We start from the raw sequence: 16737 nt of genomic DNA, 5'->3' as shown, positions 1-16737 counted from the left end.
AACCGCTGCTGGCTTCAGGCCAGTGCCGGGCTGGTTTCTACGCTGGCGCCGAACGATGCCTGTTCGTAGGCGCGGTACAGCCGCGAGTAGGCGCCGCCGGCGTCGATCAACTCTGCGTGGGGGCCGATTTCGACGATGCGGCCCTGCTCGATGACGGCGATGCGGTCGGCGTCGCGTATGGTGGCCAGTCGGTGGGCGATGATGATGGCCGTGCGGCCCTCGCAAAGCCGCCGCAACGCGGCCTGGATGCGGCGCTCTGTCTGCACGTCCACGGCTGAGGTGGCCTCGTCCATGACGAGCACGGCAGGGTCGGCCAGGTAGGCGCGTACCAGGCAAACCAGTTGGCGCTGGCCCTGGCTGAGCTGGCTGCCCATGGGGCCGACGGGTGTGTCGTAGCCCAGCGCAAGCCGCTCCAGTACCGCATCGGCACCGAGATCGCGGGCGGCGGCTATGAGTCGCGCGTCACTGGCCGTTGGTGCAGCCAGCCGCAGGTTGTCGAGGATGCTGCCGGAGAACAGCATGTTCTCCTGCAGCACCACGCCCACATGTCGGCGCAACGCGTGCTGAGCGAGGTCCCGGATGTCGATGCCGTCCAGCCGCACGGCGCCCTCGCCGATGTCATAGAAGCGCGTGAGCAGCTGAACGAGCGTGCTCTTGCCATGGCCGGTGGGGCCGACGATGGCCAGCACCTCGCCGGGCGCGATGTGCAAGTCCAGTCCTCGGATGACAGGGCGCTGGTGTTCGTAGGCGAAGCCGACGCGGTCGAAGTGGATGTCACCGCGAACGGTTGCAAGCGGCCTGGGGTCGGCGGGGTCGGCCACCTCAGGCTCGGTGTCCAGCAGCAGGAAGACGCGCTGCGCCGACGCTGCACCGCTGGTGTAGCGTTCCAGCAGGTCGGACAGCTCCTGCAGCGGGCCGAGGAAGAGCTGCACGTAGAACAGGCACTGCACGACCTGGCCGAAGCTCAGCTCGCCGCGCGCCACGGCACCGGCACCGCCCGCGAGCAGCAGCGCCATGCCCGCGCTGGTCAGCAGCGCGGCATAGGGCAGGAACCAGCCGGACTTGCGGTTGCCGCGGATCAACGTGTGGTTGAAGTCATCCAGCAGCGTGCGGTAGTGGTGGCGGTTGGCATCTTCCTGCACGGTCTGCTGAATGATGCGCACGCCAGCCACGGTCTCGACGAGGTGTGCGGTGAAGCGCGCGCGGGCCTCGGCCACCAGGCCCCAGTTCTTCTGTGAGATGCGCTTGAAACCCCAGATACCCAGCACGAGCAGCGGCACGACGGCGGCCAGCGCGAGGAAGAGCGTGGGCGAGATGGCATGGATCAGCAACGCCGCCACACCGCAGCGCAACGCCGCCGACAACAGTTCCGGCGGGCCCTGGATCAGCAGTGGCTCCAGAGCGTCCACGTCGCGATCCACGCGCGAGATGATGCGACCGGCCTTGGTCTTGTCGAAGAAGCGCACGCTGAGCGACTGCACATGCCGGTACACACGTATTCGCAGCGTGTTCAGCACCCGCAGCGCCGCGGCACCTGCAAGGTACTGCGACAGGCCCGACAGGGCAAACCTCAGCACCCAGGTTAGAGCCATGCCCACACCGAGAAGCGTCGCCAGTTGCGTGTCGATCTTCCAGCCGCCGTCGGCAGGAACGAGCGCGTGGTCAAGCGCCTGTCCCACGAACCAGGGCCGCAGAAACACGGCGCCCACCAGGAGCGCCTCCAGCACGATGACGGCCAGCAGTTCGCGCCGCACGCTGCCCAGCAGCGGGAGCAGCCGCCAGAACATGCCGCGGTCCAGCGCCTTGCGGGCGAGCGCCTGCTCGAGTTCGATGTCGGACAGTGGACGCTGTCCTCGCATGTCGCGGGCTGCCATCAGTCCAGCCCCAGCAGTTCGCGGTAGGTCCGGTGGCGCGTCAGCTCGGCGTGCCGGCCCTGGGCGGCGATGCGTCCATCGACCAGCAGCAGTACACGGTCGGCCTGCAGCACGGTGGAGAGCTTGCTGGCCACCATCAGCACCGTGGTGCCACCGCCATCCTCCTGACGCAGGGCGCGCAGCCGGCTGAACACGCGCTGCTCGGTGAGCGCGTCCAGCGCGCTGGTCGCGTCGTCCAGGGCCAGCAGACGCGGCCGAGCCAGCAACGCGCGGGCCAGCGCCAGGCGCTGGCGCTGGCCGCCAGACAGCGTGACGCCGCGATCGCCCACCCGTGTCTGCAGCCCGTCGTGCAGCCGCTCTACGACCTCGTCCGCGCAGGCAACGTGCAGGGCGCGCTGCAGCGCTGCGTCGTCGGCCAGCGGAGCGGCCAGCCGCAGGTTGGCCGCCAGCGTGTCGGAGAACAGGAAGGCTTCCTGCGGCACCACCTGTACCGCCTGGCGCAGCACGTCAAGGCGCAGCGTGCGCAGGTCGGTCCAGCCACCGTCGTCACTGCCCAGAAGCAGCCGTCCGACGTCTGCATCCAGCAGGCGCGGAAGCAGGCTGACGAGGGTGCTCTTGCCGGCACCGGTCGCGCCCACGAGGGCCACGACCTCACCGGGCGCGATGCCAAGGCTGCAGTCGTCCAGGATCGCCGTGCTGCCGCCCGGCGCGCGCACGGCCACGTGCTCCAGCCGCAAGCCGAGTGGCGAGTGACGCTCGGGAAGGCGGGCGTTGCCGCCCTGAATGGCCGGCTCGGCATCCAGCAGCTCCCAGATGCGAGCCGCCGAGGAGCGCGCGTCGGCGAAGATCTGCATGACGCGGCCCACGCCTTCGGCGCGGAATATCAGCACGTTGGCCATCAGCAGTGCTGCCACCAGCTCGCCGCGGTGCAGCTGGCCTGCCTCCACGAGGTGCAGCCCGTACACCAGGATCCACACCTGGCCAAGCGCCACCACCGCCTGGGGCAGCGGCACGCGGGCGCAGGCGTAGGCGAGGGCGGCAGTGGCCTGCCGCATGAAGACGCCCACCTGGGCTTCGAAGCGCTCGGCGCGCTGCCCTTCCAGCACGAAGGACTTGATGACGCGCACGCCGTTCACGCCTTCGGACAGCTCCTGGTTGACCTCGTCGTAGGCGGCGCCCACGGCGCGGTCCAGCGTGACGAGATGGTTGGTCTGGCGCAGGAAGAGCGTGATGGCGGCGGCGATCAGCACCAGCGGCACCAGGGCCAGCAGCGGGTGGTACCAGGCCAGGACCGCCAGCGTGGCGGTGACCACCAGGCTCAGCTCGAACACCTGCCTCCAGAAGTTGATCAGTGCATCGCGCAGCTTGTCGGCATCACGCGTCGTGCGCGTGACCAGTTCGCCAACGCCATGGCGCCAGTGGTAGCCCAGGTCCAGTCGCTGGACCTGCATGAGGATGCGCTCGCGCAACAGCGTCAGCAACTGCTGGCCGCTGATCAGCGAGGCCAGCCCGGCGGCGTACTGCAGCCCGCCGCGCAGCAGCGCCACGCCCAGCAGCCAGGCACACCAGAACAGCACGCCGTCAAGCGCCGCGCGCGCGCCCAGGGAAGCGCCTTCCTCCAGCGCGTGGGCGGCGCGCCCCACCAGCCACTGCTGGCCGGCGAAGGCGATGTTGCCAAGCAGGAAGAGCAGCGCGGTGACGAGGAAGTGCCAGGGGATGTCGCGGTACAGGAGCAGGCTTCGCCACAGTGGCGATCGGGCAGAGGGCATCGGGAGAGGGGCAGAGGAAACGGAAACCCGGCCAGGGCGGCCGGGTGGTGATCGTTGACTTCGAGCAACTTCCACGCCAGCGCGCCCGCCCCGTGGCAAGCTGCGTTGCCACGGGATGGCGCTGCTGGGAAATCAGCAGTGCTGCGCGCTTTCCAGCAGGGATGGTGGTGAAACTGTCGCGCCCGGGAGTGGGATCGCTGCCCGCGACGGTCCCCATGCCGCTCAGGATCGCTTCTCGCGCGCGCGCTGGCTGCCTGCCTTGCCGATTGCCTTCCACTTGCTGCGCTGCTCGATGCGTTCGAGCGCGCTCATCTCGCCGCGCTGGGCATCGCGCATCAACTTCTTGTAGTTGTCCAGCCGGTCGGCATCGACATGGACGCGTACCGCGCACCCGGGCTCGGATTCGTGACGGCAGTCGCGGAACCGGCATTGCTGGGAGAGCGACTGAACGTCCTCGAAGGTCGCAGCGAGCGTCTCGGCCTCGGCATCAGGCCGGAACGTTCGCATGCCTGGCGTGTCGATGATGCAGCCGCCTTGCGGGCACAGATGCATCGAGCGAGCCGTCGTCGTGTGGCGGCCGCGGCCGTCGCCCCTGCGGACGGCGCCCGTCGACTGGCTGGCGTCGGTCAAGGTGTTGATGAGCGTCGACTTGCCGGCACCGGAGGAGCCGAGCAACACGAGCGTCTGGCCGGCGTGCAGCCATGGGCCGATCTCCGTGCACGCCTGGCGCGACAGCGCATTGACCGGCAGCACCGGGACAGTCGCCGGCAGGCGGCCGTACATCTCGGCGATGCGCACCTGAGCGAGCGGCGCGATGTCGAGCTTGGTGAGCACGACGACCGGCGCCACATCACAGGCGCGCACCATCGCGATGTAGCGCTCCATGCGGCGGGCGTTGAAGTCCGCATCCAGCCCCATCACCAGCAGCGCCGCATCGACGTTGCTGGCGAGCGGTTGGCGGCGCCCGTCGTTGGCGCGGCGCGCGATCTGCGTGACGGGGGCGACCCGGTCGACGATCCAGGCTTGGCCGTGCGTGTCGACGTGCATGCCGACCCAGTCGCCGATCGTCAACAGCTGGCCGGTGGCCTGCAGCTGCTGCACCAGCCGGGGCAGCGCGCGGGCCTGCAGTTCGGCGCGGCCGTCGTGCAGCGTGAAGCAGTCACGTTGCGATTCGGTCACGCGCGCCAGGCGTGTTCCTGCGTCGGGTGGGGCGAGTTGTGCGGCGCGGCCGGCGATGGTGTGTGTGAGCCCGAGTGCCTGCAGTGTCTCGAAGTCGAGTTCGATCATGGGAATCCATTGAGTGTTGGCCTCGTCCGCGCGTGCGCGGACCCATCCGCACGCGACGGCGTGCGGAGCAAGAGGATGGGAAGCCGGCCGCGACTGGCGCGGCAATCAATGGACCCGCAGCTGGCGCAGGGTCAGGAGCGCTTGGTGCTCAGGCGGCCGACACGAGGAGGGCGACACGATCTGCTTGTTGTTCCATGGTCTTCTCCTTTTCGGCAGGGTTGATGAAGCCCGCAAGTCTGCCAGTGGGGCGTGGTCCGCGTCAATTGCGAGAGGCCTCAGGGAGCGGGAGTCCATCCTCGCGCCGCGCACAAGCAGCCTCGGATTCGGCGCTTGGCGGCACACTGCAGCCCACCTAGGCTCACGGGCTTTCTGTTCCTTCCGGAGCCCGCCTTGCTGTTCAAGTTTCTCGTGCTGCCTTTGCTGACCTTGTTGCTCCTGCTCGCCGTCGCGGCGCTCGTGACTTTCCTGTGGCTGCGCGCGCCCGATCTGCCCGCCGCCGAGCTGGAGGCCCGTTGGGCCACCCCGGCGGACCGCTATCTCGACCTCGGCGACGGCCTGCGCTTGCATTACCGCGACGAGGGGCCTGCCGAAGCACCCGTGCTGGTGCTGTTGCACGGCTATGGCGACTCCTACGCGACCTGGGAAGGTTGGGCCGACGGGCTGAGGGCGAGCCATCGCGTGATCAGCCTCGACCTGCCCGGCCATGGCCTGACCGCTGCGCCAGCAGGCACGCAGATCGACCGGGAGGCGCAGGCGAGGTTGGTCATGCGTGTGGCTGAGCAGCTCCAGCTGCCGCCATATGTGCTGGCCGGAAACTCCATGGGGGGCGGTGTGGCCTGGCAGGTGGCACTGCTTGCGCCGCAGACGCTGCGTGGCCTCGTGCTCGTGGACGCCGCCGGCTGGCCCATGCCGTCCAGCACCCCGTCACTGGCCTTCCGTATCCTGGGGCACCCCTGGGGCCGCGCGGTGCTGGAGCGCATCGACAACCGCCCACTGATCCGCCAGGGGCTGACGGCGCAGGTGGGCGACAAGTCGCTGATCAGCGACCAGTTGGTCGATCGCTGGGCGCTGTACCAGCGCTATCCTGGCCACCGTCCTATCCTGATGTCCGTCGCCCCGGGCGCGCAAGCCCCGGCCACCGCCGAACGCCTGGCTGGCCTGCACCTGCCCACGTTGGTGCTGCATGGGGAGATCGACCCCATCCTGCCGCTAGAGCATTCGCGCCGCTTCGCCGCGGCGATCGCGGGGGCCGAGCTGATCGTCTACCCCGGCATCGGCCACCTGCCGCAGCGCGAGATCCCGCAGCGGTCGGCGGCCGATGTCGCAGCCTTCGTGGCGCGGCTGCCTGTTGTCCGATGACCTTTTGTGCAATCAAGCCCGGCCCCCTGAACCTGATTACGGACGTGTCCGGCCTGACGGTTGGCCATGTCACCGACGAAGCCGTTCGCTCCGGAGCCACGGTGCTGCGCACAGACGGCTTCTGGGTCGCGGCGGTGGACGTGCGCGGCGGCGGCCCCGGCACGCGCGAGACCGAGGCGCTGGCGCCGGAGAATCTGGTCGGCAAGGCTCATGCAATCGCGTTGGCGGGTGGTTCGGTGTTTGGCCTGGCCGTGGCGGACGGCGTGGTCACCGCGCTGTCGGCTGACGGGCAGGGACTGCAGCTCAAGCCTGGCTCGCCAGCCATTCCCGTCGTGCCTGCGGCTGTGCTGCACGACCTTGGCAATGGCGGCGACAAGGGCTGGGGGTTGGAGCCGCCCTACCGCCATTGGGGCATGGCAGCCGTCGCTGCCGCTCGGCGCGATTTCGCGCTGGGCTCCGTAGGGGCAGGGCGGGGCGCCATGGCAGGGTATCTGCCGGGCGGCATCGGCTCGGCATCGCTGGAGCTGGGGGACGGGCTGGTCGTCGGTGCGCTGGTGGCCGCCAATCCCATTGGCTCGGTCTACATGCCTGACGGGCAGACCTTCTGGGCCTGGCCGTTCGAGATCGCTGGAGAGTTCGGCGGCGTTCGTCCGGCGGGCCTGGGGCCTGTGGTCGACCCGATGCCCGACGCCTCGCGGCTGGCCAGCCTGGGTCGCATGCAGTCCGGCGCGAACACGACATTGGCGGTGGTGGCCTGCAATGCCGACCTGACGACGGCCGAGTGCAAGCGGCTGGCCATGATGGCGCAGGACGGCATTGCGAGGGCAGTGCGGCCGGCACACACACCATTCGATGGCGACACGGTGTTCGCGTTGGCTTCCGGCGCCCATCCCTTGGGAGAATCACGGCCGGTGCAGCTGGGGCGGCTGGGCTCGGCGGCAGCCGACTGCCTGGCGCGGGCCATCGCGCGTGCGGTCTACGCGGCCTCGCAGGGCCGATGATCCGCACGCCCTTCAGGCTCGCTTCAGGGCTTGCGCCAGATCCGGCGTCGCCGCCAGCAACTCCTGCGTGTAGGCCTGCGCCGGCCGCTCGAAAACGTCCGGCGTTGCGCCGCTCTCGACGATGCGCCCGGCCTGCATCACGTACAGCCTGTCCGTCGCTGCCCGCACGACACCGAGATCGTGCGTGACAAACAGCAGCGCTGTGCCGCGCTCGCGGCACAGCGCATCGATCAGCGCCAGGATCTGCCCACGCACACTGACGTCCAGCGCCGACACGGCCTCGTCCAGCACCAGCAGCGCAGGCTCCAGGACCAGCGCGCGAGCAATTGCCAGCCGCTGCCGCTGACCGCCCGAGAACTGGTGCGGATGGCGCTCAGCGGCATCCGCACCCAGTCCCACGCGTTCCAGCCATTCGCAGGCGCGCTGGCGCTGTGCCGAGCGATCCGGCGGCGAATCGAGCAAAGCCAGCGGCTCGGCGACCAGTTCCCATGCGCGCCAGCGTGGGTCCAGGCTGCCGGCCGGGTCCTGGAAGACGATCTGTACCTGACGGCGCAGTTCCCGCTCGGCGCCAGTGAAGCGCTGGCCCTGCAGGCGCACTTCGCCGCCTTGCAGCGGCTCCAGCGCGAGCAGTGCGCGCAGCAGCGTGCTCTTGCCGCACCCCGACTCGCCCACCAGCCCGACGCGCTCGCCCGGCGCGATGCGTAGCGATACGCCATCCAGCAGCCGTTTCACGACAGGGCGTGAGAACAGACCGTCGCGATGTCGTACCTCGCGGACCAACCCTTCGGCCGCCAGCAGCGGCGCATCCAGCGGCGGCGCCTGCACTGCCGGGCGTTCCGCCAGCGCTGATGCCGCAATGAGTTCAGCCGTTTCCGGCCGTTGCGGCGCGCGCAGCAGTGGCCGCGCCGGCCCCTGCTCGACGAGCCGGCCCTGGCGCATCACGGCGATGCGGTCGGCGATGCCGGCCACCAGCGGCAGGTCGTGGCTGATCAGCAGCAGGCTGCCGCCCTGTTCTCGCACCATCTCGCGCAGCAATGTCAGCACCTGGGCCTGCGTGCGCACGTCCAGCGCGGTGGTGGGCTCGTCGGCAATCAGCAACCGAGGCCGCAAGGCCATTGCGATGGCGATGACGCCGCGCTGGCGCTGGCCGCCTGAGAGCTCGTGCGGATGACGTCTACCCAGGCCTTCCAGCCCGACGCGGGCCAGCGCCGCTTCCGCCTGCGCGAGAGCTTCTCGTCGCGACAGCGGGCCGCGCTGCCCAGAGTGCAGGGAGAAGGCCTCGGCGACCTGCTCGGACAGCGTCATCAGTGGATTGAGCGCATTCATCGGCTCCTGGAACACCAGGCCCAGCACCGCGCCGCGGCGCTCGTCCATACGAGCTTCCGGCAGCGTCAGCAGATCCTCGCCGTCCAGCAGCACCTGGCCCTGCGCATGGGCACCCGCCGGCAGCAGCCCGGCGACGGCCAGCGCAGTGAGCGACTTGCCGGAGCCGGATTCACCGACCAGCCCCAGCACCTCCCCGGTGCCAATTTCGAGATTCAGCCCATGCAGGCGGATCTGGCCACCCAGTGTGACGCCCAGATCGCGCAGTTGCAGCAGCGCGGTCATTTCTCCTCCCGGTGCGGGTTGAGCCTCTCGCGCAGCCCGGCTGCGAGCAGATGGAAGGCCAGCACCGCCAGCGCGACGGCCAAGCCCGGGAACAGTGCAAGCGTGGGCGACAGCGCCGTCAGCGTCTGCGCGTCGGCCAGCATGCGGCCCCAGCTGGGCTGAGGCGGTTGCGTGCCCAGGCCGATGTAGGACAGCCCAGTCTCGGCGAGCAACGCCAACGACAGCTGCAAGCTGAGCTGCACGAGCAGGCCACCGGCAAGATTGGGCAGCACATGCTCGCGCGAGATGCGACCGTCGCCCTTGCCGGCCGACCGGGCAGCCAGCACGAACTCGCGCTGCCACAGCGGCAGCGCGAGCCCGCGTGCGACGCGGGCGAACACGGGGATGTTGAACACGCCGATGGCCAGGATGGCGCTGGAGGCGCCGGGCCCAAGTGCCGTCGTCAGCAGCACAGCCAGCAGCAGTGGCGGGAACGCGAAGACGATGTCGTTGCCCCGCATCAGCAGCTCATCCGGCCAGCCGGCACGCGCGGCCGCCCACAGGCCCAGCGGCACGCCCACCAAAGCGCCCAGACTGACAGCCAGCGCAGCAACGCCCAGCGACGTTGCTGCGCCACGCATCAACAGCGACAGGACGTCGCGGCCCAGATGGTCGGTGCCGAGCCAGTGTGTCGGGCCGGGCGGCTGCAGTCGCTCGGCGATGGCGAGATGTTCCAGCGGATGGGGCGTCCAGGCCAGCGACAACAGCGCCAGCGCGACAAAGGAGCCGGCCAGCAGTGTGCCGAATGCGAGCCGGCGGTTCATGCGCCACCCCCGCGCCGCGTCAGCCGGGGGTCGGCCGCGCGCGCGGCCAGCTCGACCAGGGCCGACACCGAGACGCCGAGAGCCACCAGCACCAGCACCAGGCTCTGCACCAGCACCAGGTCGTGCGCGGTGACGCCCTGGAACAGCAGCCGGCCGACGCCAGGCAGGAAGAACACGTTCTCGACGATGACAGAGCCGGCCAGCAGATAGGCCGTTTGCAGGCCCAGCAGCGTCAGTACCGGTGACGCGGTGTTGGGCAGCGCATGGCGCCACAGCACGCGCCAGCGGCTCGCGCCCTTGGCACGAGCCGTGCGCAGGAACTCTGCGTGCGCCAGCTCGGCAAGCGCCGCGCGCAGCACGCGCGTCAGGATGGCTGCCTGCGGCAGTGCCAGTGCCAGCGCCGGCAGCGCCAGTGCGCGCAGTCCTTCGGCGAGGCCGGCTTCCCAGCCGGGGAAGCCGCCGGCCGGCACCCAGCGGAGCACGACGGCAAACAGCCACGCCCCCATGACGCCCAGCCAGAAGTCCGGCACGGAGACGCCCAGCTGGCTGAACGCGCCGACCGCGCGGTCCGCCCAGCCGTCGGGCCGGCGCGCAGCCAACAGGGCAGCCGGCACGGCCAGCGCGATGGCCAGGCCCAGCGCCAGTGCGGCCAGCGGCACCGTCAGCGGCAGCCGCTCAGCGAGAAGCTGGCTGACAGGCAGCCGATACGTCAGGCTCTCGCCGAGGTCGCCCTGCAGCAGCGCGGCGATCCAGCGGCCATATCGAGTCAGCGCCGGTGCATTGAGGCCCAGTTGCTCGCGCAGCGCCGCGACGGCCTGCTCGTCGGCCTGGATGCCCAGCACGTAGCGCGCCGGGTCGCCGGGGGCGATCTGCACCAGCGCGAAGATCAACACGCTGGCCACCGCCAGCGTCAGCACCAGTGCCGCGCACCGCGCCAGCAGCCAGCGTGGCTGCGAGCGCCATGCGAGGCGGGCGACTCCCAGTACGAGCAGGGTCAATGCGGCGATGGCGACGGTGCGCGGCAGGCCCGCGTGATCCTGGGGCTGCGCGGCGCCGGCATCGGGGAGCGTCGCGCCGGCCAGCTCCAGGCTGCCGACCGCGTTGACGTGAACGCCGGCAAGCCCGGCGCGCTGCACCAGCAACCGCGGGTACTGGAACAGGAAGCCGTTGACGGCGTCGTCGCTGAGCTGGCGCTGCAGCGCCTGCAGTGTCGCGCGGCGCTCGGGCTCGGCGGTCTGGTCATCGAGCCGGCGCAGCAGCGCCTTCACGCGTTCGCTGCGGTAGCCGAAATAGTAGTCGTCGCGGCCGTAGATGCCGTAGTCCAGCGGCTCGGCATGGACGATGATCGTCAGGTCGAAGTCGTGACGCACGAACACTTGGTCCAGCCACTGCGCCCATTCCAGGTTCTCGATGCGAGTGCGTATGCCCACGGCGGCCAGCTGTGCCGCGAGGATCTCGCCGCCGCGTCGTGCGTAGGCAGTGGGAGGCAGCTTCAGGCTCAGCACGCGGTCCGCCGGCCAATGTGCCTCTGCCAGCAGCGCGCGGGCGCGTGTCGGGTCGTGCGGGCTCTGACCGGTCAGGTCGACATAGGCGGCATGGCGCGGCGAGAAATGGCTGCCTATGGGCTGACCGTAGCCGAACATCGCGCCGTCGATCAGCGCTTGGCGATCGATCGCGGCGGCGATCGCGCGGCGCACGGCCAGTTGCTGCAGTGGCGCGCGGCGATGGTTGATGGACAGCAGCGTCTCGCCCTCGCTCAAGCCCACTCTCAGCTCGAAACGGCGGTCAGCACGGATCTGTGCCAGGTGCTCGGGTGCTGGAAAGTTGGCAAACAGGTCGACGTCGCCGGCCATCACGGCGGCGTAGGCGGCAGACGGGTCGGCGATGAAGCGGTAGCGCAGCGCATCGAGCCGGGCCTTTGCGCCCCAGTAGCCGTCGAAGCGCGCCAGCTCGATCGCGTTGCCCCGCTGCCAGCGCACGAAGCGCCAGGGGCCGGTGCCATTGGGCGCAGTCGGGTTGCTTGTCACGCTGGCCGGCGCGACCATGACGAAGGCCGCGCTGCCCAGGCTCTGCAACAAGCCGCCATCGCGGCGCTTGAGTCGCAGCAGCAGTGTTCGCGCATCGGGCGCCTCGACGTGGGCTATCGCGGCCAGAAGGCTGCGCTGCGGGTTGGCCGAGCCGTCAGCGCGTGCGCGGTCCAGCGCGAACTTCGCGACGGCGGCATCGAATGGCGTGCCGTCGTGAAAGCGTACGCCGCCACGCAGCCGGAAGCTGATGCTGAGGCCGTCGGGCGCAATGTCCCAGTGCTCGGCCAGCCGCGGCTGCGCGCTGCCGTCCTCGGCCAGCACGACCAGACCCTCGAACACATTGCCGTAGACGACTTCGCCGATGGGCGCTGCGGCGCCCACGGTCGGGTCCAGCAGCGGCGGCTCCAGTTGTAGCGCGACTCGCAGCGTGCCGGCCCCGGCGGTCAGGCACAGCGTGAACAGCAGCAGGGCGGCAAGCAGGCGCCTCATGCGGCCGCTGCCGTGCGGGCGTCGGCTGCCAGGCCAGGCAGGCCCAGGCGCTCATACAGGGTGGCGAGCCGTGCGTTGACGGGCACGTCGAGCGGGTCCACCAGACGGCGCTGCTCGAGCGCCTGCTGCGCGTCGCGGTCGTTGCCGGCACGCATGGCGGCGTCGATCTGCAGCTGCGCGAACAGGTCGCGCTGCGCATGGCTGCCGCCGATGCGAACCAGTCGAGGCAGGCCCTGCGACAGCCCCGCATCGGCGGCGGCCGCATCGCCGCGGGCCAGCGCAACCAGGCCTTGCGCGACTGGCAGCGCGGCGTCGCGCCAGGCGATGCGGGCCTCGCCGCGGGCGGCGTCGGCACGCGTCATGATGGCCGCAAGCAGCCGGTCCGCCTCGGGCCTACCGGCGCGAGCCAGGCCCAGCAGGTAGAGCAGGCTCAGGAAGGGTTCGGTGGTGTCGTCGGCGCGTACCGTCAGGTGCTCGGCCAGCTGCGTCCAGCGCGGGCCGACGTCAACGCCCACCCATTCCAGGCGCGCCAGCAGCTGCACGGCGCCGATCTGGTCCTGCGAGTAGCCTGGTGACACGCCCCAGACCTGGCTGTCGTACAGCGACAACGCGTCAGAAAAGCGGCCGCGCGCCAGGTAGAACAGTGCCAGATGCCACCACAGATGGGTCAGCATGAACGAGTTCAGTCCGGTCCAGGTGCTGCTCACGGCTTCGAGGAAGTGAAGGCCCTCATCCACGCGTCCGCGCGTCAGCAGCACATGGGCCAGAGCGTGCTGGGCCCAGGGTTCGCGGCGTTGCAGGGTCAGCGCCAGCCGCGCGGCGGCCTCGGCCTCGTCCAGCCGATGGCATTGCTCGTAGGCGAACGCCACCATGCCCTGGACGTGCGCGTTGTGCGCGTGGTCCGGCAGCACGGCCAGGATGCTGCGCAGCATGGCCGGCGCGTCGCCGCGGTTGAAGGCCAGGTACTGCGCCAGCTTGACGACGGCCAGATCCTGCGGCCAGCGCTGGGCAATCAGCGCGGCGCGCCGCTCGACGGCGGCCGTGTCGCCGGCTACCCATTCGGCAAGTAGCTCGACCTGCTCACGTTCACGCGCATGTGCCGGCCCGTCGCCGGGCTTCAGCGCCGCGCGCGCCGCATCGAGGTAGGGCCGCGCCTTCGCCGGCGCCTCGGGCGCCTCCAGGAACATCCACAGCCAACCCGCGTAGACCTGGGCCATCACCGCGCCCGGATGTGCGGCTGCCGTGCCCAGGATGGTCTCGGCGCGTGTCTCGTAGGCGAGGAAGCCGCCGACGAAGTCGTCCAGCCCCGCGATCAGCACGGGGTCGCGGTCGGTCAACGGGTTGCCAAGGAAGTCTGCTGCCATGGCGCCAGCATAGCCAGACCTGAGCACCTCAATAGGCGTAGCTGAGCGTGGCCGTCCAGGTGCGCGGCTGACCTGAGGCAGCGACGTTGAGGTCGTCTGCCGTGCTGGGGCGATTGCCGAAGAAGTTGCGCGTCAGGTCGTAGCGGCGGTCGAACAGGTTGCGCACGCCGACCGTGGCCTGCCACGGTGAGCCGGACGGCGCGATCTCGACGCGTGCGTTCGCCAGCCAGTAGGCCGGGATGTCGTACAGCGTGCCGCCGTCGACGTTCAGGCGGTTCAGCCATGACGGCGAGTTGCTGCGGTAGCTGTAGTCGCCGGCGACCTTCAGGTCCAGCCCGCCGGCTGTCCATGCATAGGCGATCGAGCCGCCGTAGCTGAGCTTGGGGAAGAACTGGCTGTGACCTGACAGGTCACCCAGCAGCGGTGAGTTGAAGTCCTTGAACGTGCCTCGCTTGTAGCCCACGGATTGGGCGATGGTCAGGCCTGCCAGCGGTCGCCACTGCAGTTCGAACTCGCCGCCATCGATGCGGGAGCGCGGGATGTTGATGATCTTGCCGATCAGTGCGCCGGTGGGCGAGGTGGTCACGTCCTGGAACTGCTGGTCGCGGTAGTCGTAGTGGAAGATCGCTGCGTTGACGCGCAACTGGTGCGTCAGGTCGGTCTTCGCGCCCAGTTCCAGCGCAACCAGCTTCTCGGGCTGGAATGGCGTCAGCGCCAGCGTGTTGAAGGTGTTGTGCGCGGTGATGCCGCCGGACTTCAGCCCTCGGCTAAGCGACGCATACAGCAGCGTTCCGGCCTCTGGCTTGAACTGCAGCGCGAGCTTGCCGGAGGTCTGGTTGCTGGTCAGTGACGCGGCCGCGCCGCTGACGCCCAGGCCGGCGATGACCGGCGTAGTGCCTGTGCTGAAGTCGTGGACGGCGCGAGTCTCGCGTTCCTGGCGTACGCCGGCCACCAGCGTCCATTGCGCGGCAAGCGGTACGTCGGCCTGCCCGAACACGGCGGTCGTGCGGCCGTCCTGGCCGTAGCGGGTGCGCGTGATCAGGCCGTAGTCGTGGCGGAAGTCGGTCAGCCAGTCTTCGTCCAGGCGCTCCTTCGAGTAGTAGGCGCCGACGACCCAGGGCAGCACTGCATTGGCCTGGGAGGACAGCCGCAGTTCCTGCGTCGTTACGCGGGCACGGTCCTGCCAGTAGACGTCTGAATGGTTGACGGCTGTGCCGTCCCAGTCGCCCAACTCATGGCGGGTGAAGCGCTGGTGGGCCGTGATGCTGGTCAGTCGCGTGGAGCCGAGGTTCCAGTCCAGGTGCAGCGACAGGTTGGTGGCGCTGTTGTCGCGCGACGGCTTTGCATTGGCGGCCACGCCGGCCAGTTGCGCGAAGTCGCTTTGCAGTCCCCAACCGGTGGCGGTGGGATCGGCGTCCGCGGCCTGGTTGGTGTGGCTGCGCGGCGTCGGCACGTACAGGCCTTGCACGTCGGAGCGGTCCTGGTTGTGGCTGAGGCTGATGCGCGCCTGCAGGTCCGGCGTGACGTCCACTTCGAGTTGCCCTCGGACGGCGGCGATGCGCTGGTCGCCAAGCTTCTCGCCGGTGACGCGGTTGCGCTGCCAGGCGCCGCCGTGCTCGCTGGCGACCGAGATGCGGCCGCGCACCTGCTCACCAAGCGGGCCTGACAGGTAGCCCTGCGCCTGCACTGCCGAATGCGAGCCGACACCGATGCTGAACCCGGCCTCTGCCTGCTTCGTGGGCCGGCGTGACAGGAGGTTGACGGCGCCGGCAGTCGTGTTCTTGCCATAGAGCGTGCCCTGCGGGCCGCGCAGCACCTCGACGCGCTCCAGGTCGAACAGCAGACCCTGCGTCTGCACCGGGAAGGCATAGCCGACCTCGTCCACGTACACGCCGACCGGCGAGGCGTTGTTGGCGCCGTAGTCCTGGAAGCCGATGCCGCGGATGCGGAACTGCGCCTGGCCGCTGCCGAACGCCGGCTCGATCTCCAGGCTGGGCAGCTCGCCCTGCAACTGGTTGATCTGGTTGACGCCGCGTGCCTTCAGCTCGTCGCCGGACAGCACGCTGATCGCGATGCCGACGTCCTGCGCCGATTCGGCGCGGCGCTGTGCAGTGACCTCCACGCGGTCCAGCGTGGCGGGGGTGTCGGCTGCGAGGGCGGGACCTGCGAAGACCGCGGTGAGTGCGGCGGCAAGGGACGTCAGGGAGAGGGGCGGACGGTACGGCATGTCCCGGGGTGTGCGAGTTGGAATGCGCCGCACTCTAGGCAGCGGAGCAGCCTCTCGCCACGAAGGAATCGGTGCATCGATATGCGGAAAGTCCACCAGGGAGGGCCAGTTCGATCCGCCGGGCTGCCCGGTTCTTGAGCAATCCGGTGCGCACCGTTGCGGGACAAGGGCTTAGCTGGCCGTCACACCACTTATCAACAGGGTTGCTCACGGTTGCGTCGAACAACTTCCGATGCACCGATGGCAGCCGGCTCAAGCCGGTCGGGACACGATTCGGAGGCTGCCATCAAGTCGCATATGGATAATGTCGCCAAAGGCCCAGCCGGCAGTCGCTGCCATCGCCACGCCGTCTCTTTGAAGCAGCCCGTGGTCGAGCGCTATTACCAGGAACTCCTGAACTTTCTGTCCCGCCAGGTTCGCGATCGCGAGGCTGCGGCGGATCTGGTGCAGGAAACATATGCGCGGGCCGCCGCCGTGCAGTACGGAGGCCAGGCCATTTCGGAGCCGCGAGCCTTCCTCTATCGCACCGCGCGCAATCTGATCGTCGATCGGCACCGCCGCCGCGAGGTGCGCGATGAGAACCAGCCCGAAGAGCAGGGCATGCTGGCGCCGGCTGACGCGATGCCGGCGCCTCAGGCCTTCGAGCCCGAGGCTGCGCTCTGTGCGGCGCGCAATGCCCAGGCCATGCTCGACACGATCTCTGCCCTGCCGCTGCGCTGCCGGGAGGCGTTCATCCTGCACAAGTTCGATGGCCTGCCGCAGGCCGAGGTTGCAGTGCGGATGGGCATCTCGGTCAAGATGGTCGAGCGCCACATCAAGCTGGCTCTGAAGGCATGTCAGGCCTGCCGGCGCCAATGGAGCGACGACTCAGGGAGTGGCGCATGAGCGCACCCGTACGCGCACGTTGCAGCGCATCGGTCAAGGCCAGG

The 16737-nt window shown here is 69.7% G+C and carries 11 protein-coding genes; 3 read left to right on the top strand and 8 right to left on the bottom strand.

Translation table 11 applies throughout. From position 1 onward, the window contains the following. Window positions 1–14: 14 nt before the first annotated feature. The 3 genes from QM732_RS12275 to rsgA form a co-directional block, all read right to left on the bottom strand. A complete protein-coding gene (locus QM732_RS12275; RefSeq protein ID WP_415656415.1) occupies window positions 15–1874 on the bottom strand; it encodes an ABC transporter ATP-binding protein in 1860 nt (619 codons plus the stop codon). Continuing rightward, complete coding sequence (locus QM732_RS12270) at window positions 1874–3643, bottom strand: ABC transporter ATP-binding protein (RefSeq protein ID WP_415656414.1); 1770 nt, start codon at window positions 3641–3643, stop codon at window positions 1874–1876. The genes QM732_RS12275 and QM732_RS12270 overlap by 1 nt, the downstream gene beginning before the upstream one ends. 222 nt (window positions 3644–3865) lie before the next feature. Further along, entirely contained in the window at window positions 3866–4930 is a 1065-nt protein-coding gene (gene rsgA, locus QM732_RS12265; RefSeq protein WP_415656413.1) for a ribosome small subunit-dependent GTPase A, read from the bottom strand. Window positions 4931–5320: 390 nt separating this feature from the next. Here rsgA and QM732_RS12260 point away from each other — a divergent pair, with 390 nt between their 5' ends. Both QM732_RS12260 and QM732_RS12255 read left to right on the top strand, forming a co-directional pair. Next, on the top strand, window positions 5321–6289 hold the full coding sequence (locus QM732_RS12260; protein WP_415656412.1) for an alpha/beta fold hydrolase: 969 nt from the start codon (window positions 5321–5323) through the stop codon (window positions 6287–6289). After that, on the top strand, window positions 6286–7290 hold the full coding sequence (locus QM732_RS12255; protein WP_415656411.1) for a P1 family peptidase: 1005 nt from the start codon (window positions 6286–6288) through the stop codon (window positions 7288–7290). Before QM732_RS12260 ends, QM732_RS12255 begins: the two co-directional genes overlap by 4 nt. Window positions 7291–7302: 12 nt before the next feature. On the opposite strand, the gene QM732_RS12250 is transcribed toward QM732_RS12255, so the two are convergent. Genes QM732_RS12250 through QM732_RS12230 form a run of 5 tightly spaced genes read right to left on the bottom strand, consistent with a single transcriptional unit; the run spans window position 7303 to window position 15808 of the window. Further along, window positions 7303–8898: a dipeptide ABC transporter ATP-binding protein gene (locus QM732_RS12250; protein ID WP_415656410.1), complete on the bottom strand. Its 1596-nt coding sequence runs from the start codon at window positions 8896–8898 to the stop codon at window positions 7303–7305. After that, window positions 8895–9701 (bottom strand): ABC transporter permease, encoded by an 807-nt coding sequence (locus tag QM732_RS12245; protein ID WP_415656409.1) that lies wholly within the window; start codon window positions 9699–9701, stop codon window positions 8895–8897. Before QM732_RS12245 ends, QM732_RS12250 begins: the two co-directional genes overlap by 4 nt. Beyond that, a complete protein-coding gene (locus QM732_RS12240; RefSeq protein ID WP_415656408.1) occupies window positions 9698–12217 on the bottom strand; it encodes an ABC transporter substrate-binding protein in 2520 nt (839 codons plus the stop codon). The genes QM732_RS12245 and QM732_RS12240 overlap by 4 nt, the downstream gene beginning before the upstream one ends. Next, entirely contained in the window at window positions 12214–13581 is a 1368-nt protein-coding gene (locus tag QM732_RS12235; protein WP_415656407.1) for a tetratricopeptide repeat protein, read from the bottom strand. The genes QM732_RS12240 and QM732_RS12235 overlap by 4 nt, the downstream gene beginning before the upstream one ends. Window positions 13582–13609: 28 nt before the next feature. Then, the gene (locus QM732_RS12230) at window positions 13610–15808 is read right to left on the bottom strand and encodes a TonB-dependent receptor (protein ID WP_415656406.1); all 2199 of its coding nucleotides are present in this window, start codon (window positions 15806–15808) and stop codon (window positions 13610–13612) included. Between the two features lie 156 nt (window positions 15809–15964). Between QM732_RS12230 and QM732_RS12225 the strand changes: the two genes are divergently transcribed. Further along, a complete protein-coding gene (locus QM732_RS12225) occupies window positions 15965–16693 on the top strand; it encodes an RNA polymerase sigma factor (RefSeq protein ID WP_415656405.1) in 729 nt (242 codons plus the stop codon). The last annotated feature ends 44 nt before the right edge of the window (window positions 16694–16737 follow it).

Origin of the sequence: Roseateles sp. (assembly GCF_047654805.1) — a bacterium.
Taxonomy (GTDB): domain Bacteria; phylum Pseudomonadota; class Gammaproteobacteria; order Burkholderiales; family Burkholderiaceae_C; genus Pelomonas.
This window is presented reverse-complemented; position numbering and strand designations above follow the sequence as displayed.

Coding starts and splice junctions, on each gene's coding strand:
- QM732_RS12275 (WP_415656415.1), bottom strand. CDS start 1,874: ATGGCAGCCCGCGACATGCGAGGACAGCGTCCACTGTCCGACATCGAA.
- QM732_RS12270 (WP_415656414.1), bottom strand. CDS start 3,643: ATGCCCTCTGCCCGATCGCCACTGTGGCGAAGCCTGCTCCTGTACCGC.
- rsgA (WP_415656413.1), bottom strand. CDS start 4,930: ATGATCGAACTCGACTTCGAGACACTGCAGGCACTCGGGCTCACACAC.
- QM732_RS12255 (WP_415656411.1), top strand. CDS start 6,286: ATGACCTTTTGTGCAATCAAGCCCGGCCCCCTGAACCTGATTACGGAC.
- QM732_RS12250 (WP_415656410.1), bottom strand. CDS start 8,898: ATGACCGCGCTGCTGCAACTGCGCGATCTGGGCGTCACACTGGGTGGC.
- QM732_RS12245 (WP_415656409.1), bottom strand. CDS start 9,701: ATGAACCGCCGGCTCGCATTCGGCACACTGCTGGCCGGCTCCTTTGTC.
- QM732_RS12240 (WP_415656408.1), bottom strand. CDS start 12,217: ATGAGGCGCCTGCTTGCCGCCCTGCTGCTGTTCACGCTGTGCCTGACC.
- QM732_RS12235 (WP_415656407.1), bottom strand. CDS start 13,581: ATGGCAGCAGACTTCCTTGGCAACCCGTTGACCGACCGCGACCCCGTG.
- QM732_RS12230 (WP_415656406.1), bottom strand. CDS start 15,808: ATGCCGTACCGTCCGCCCCTCTCCCTGACGTCCCTTGCCGCCGCACTC.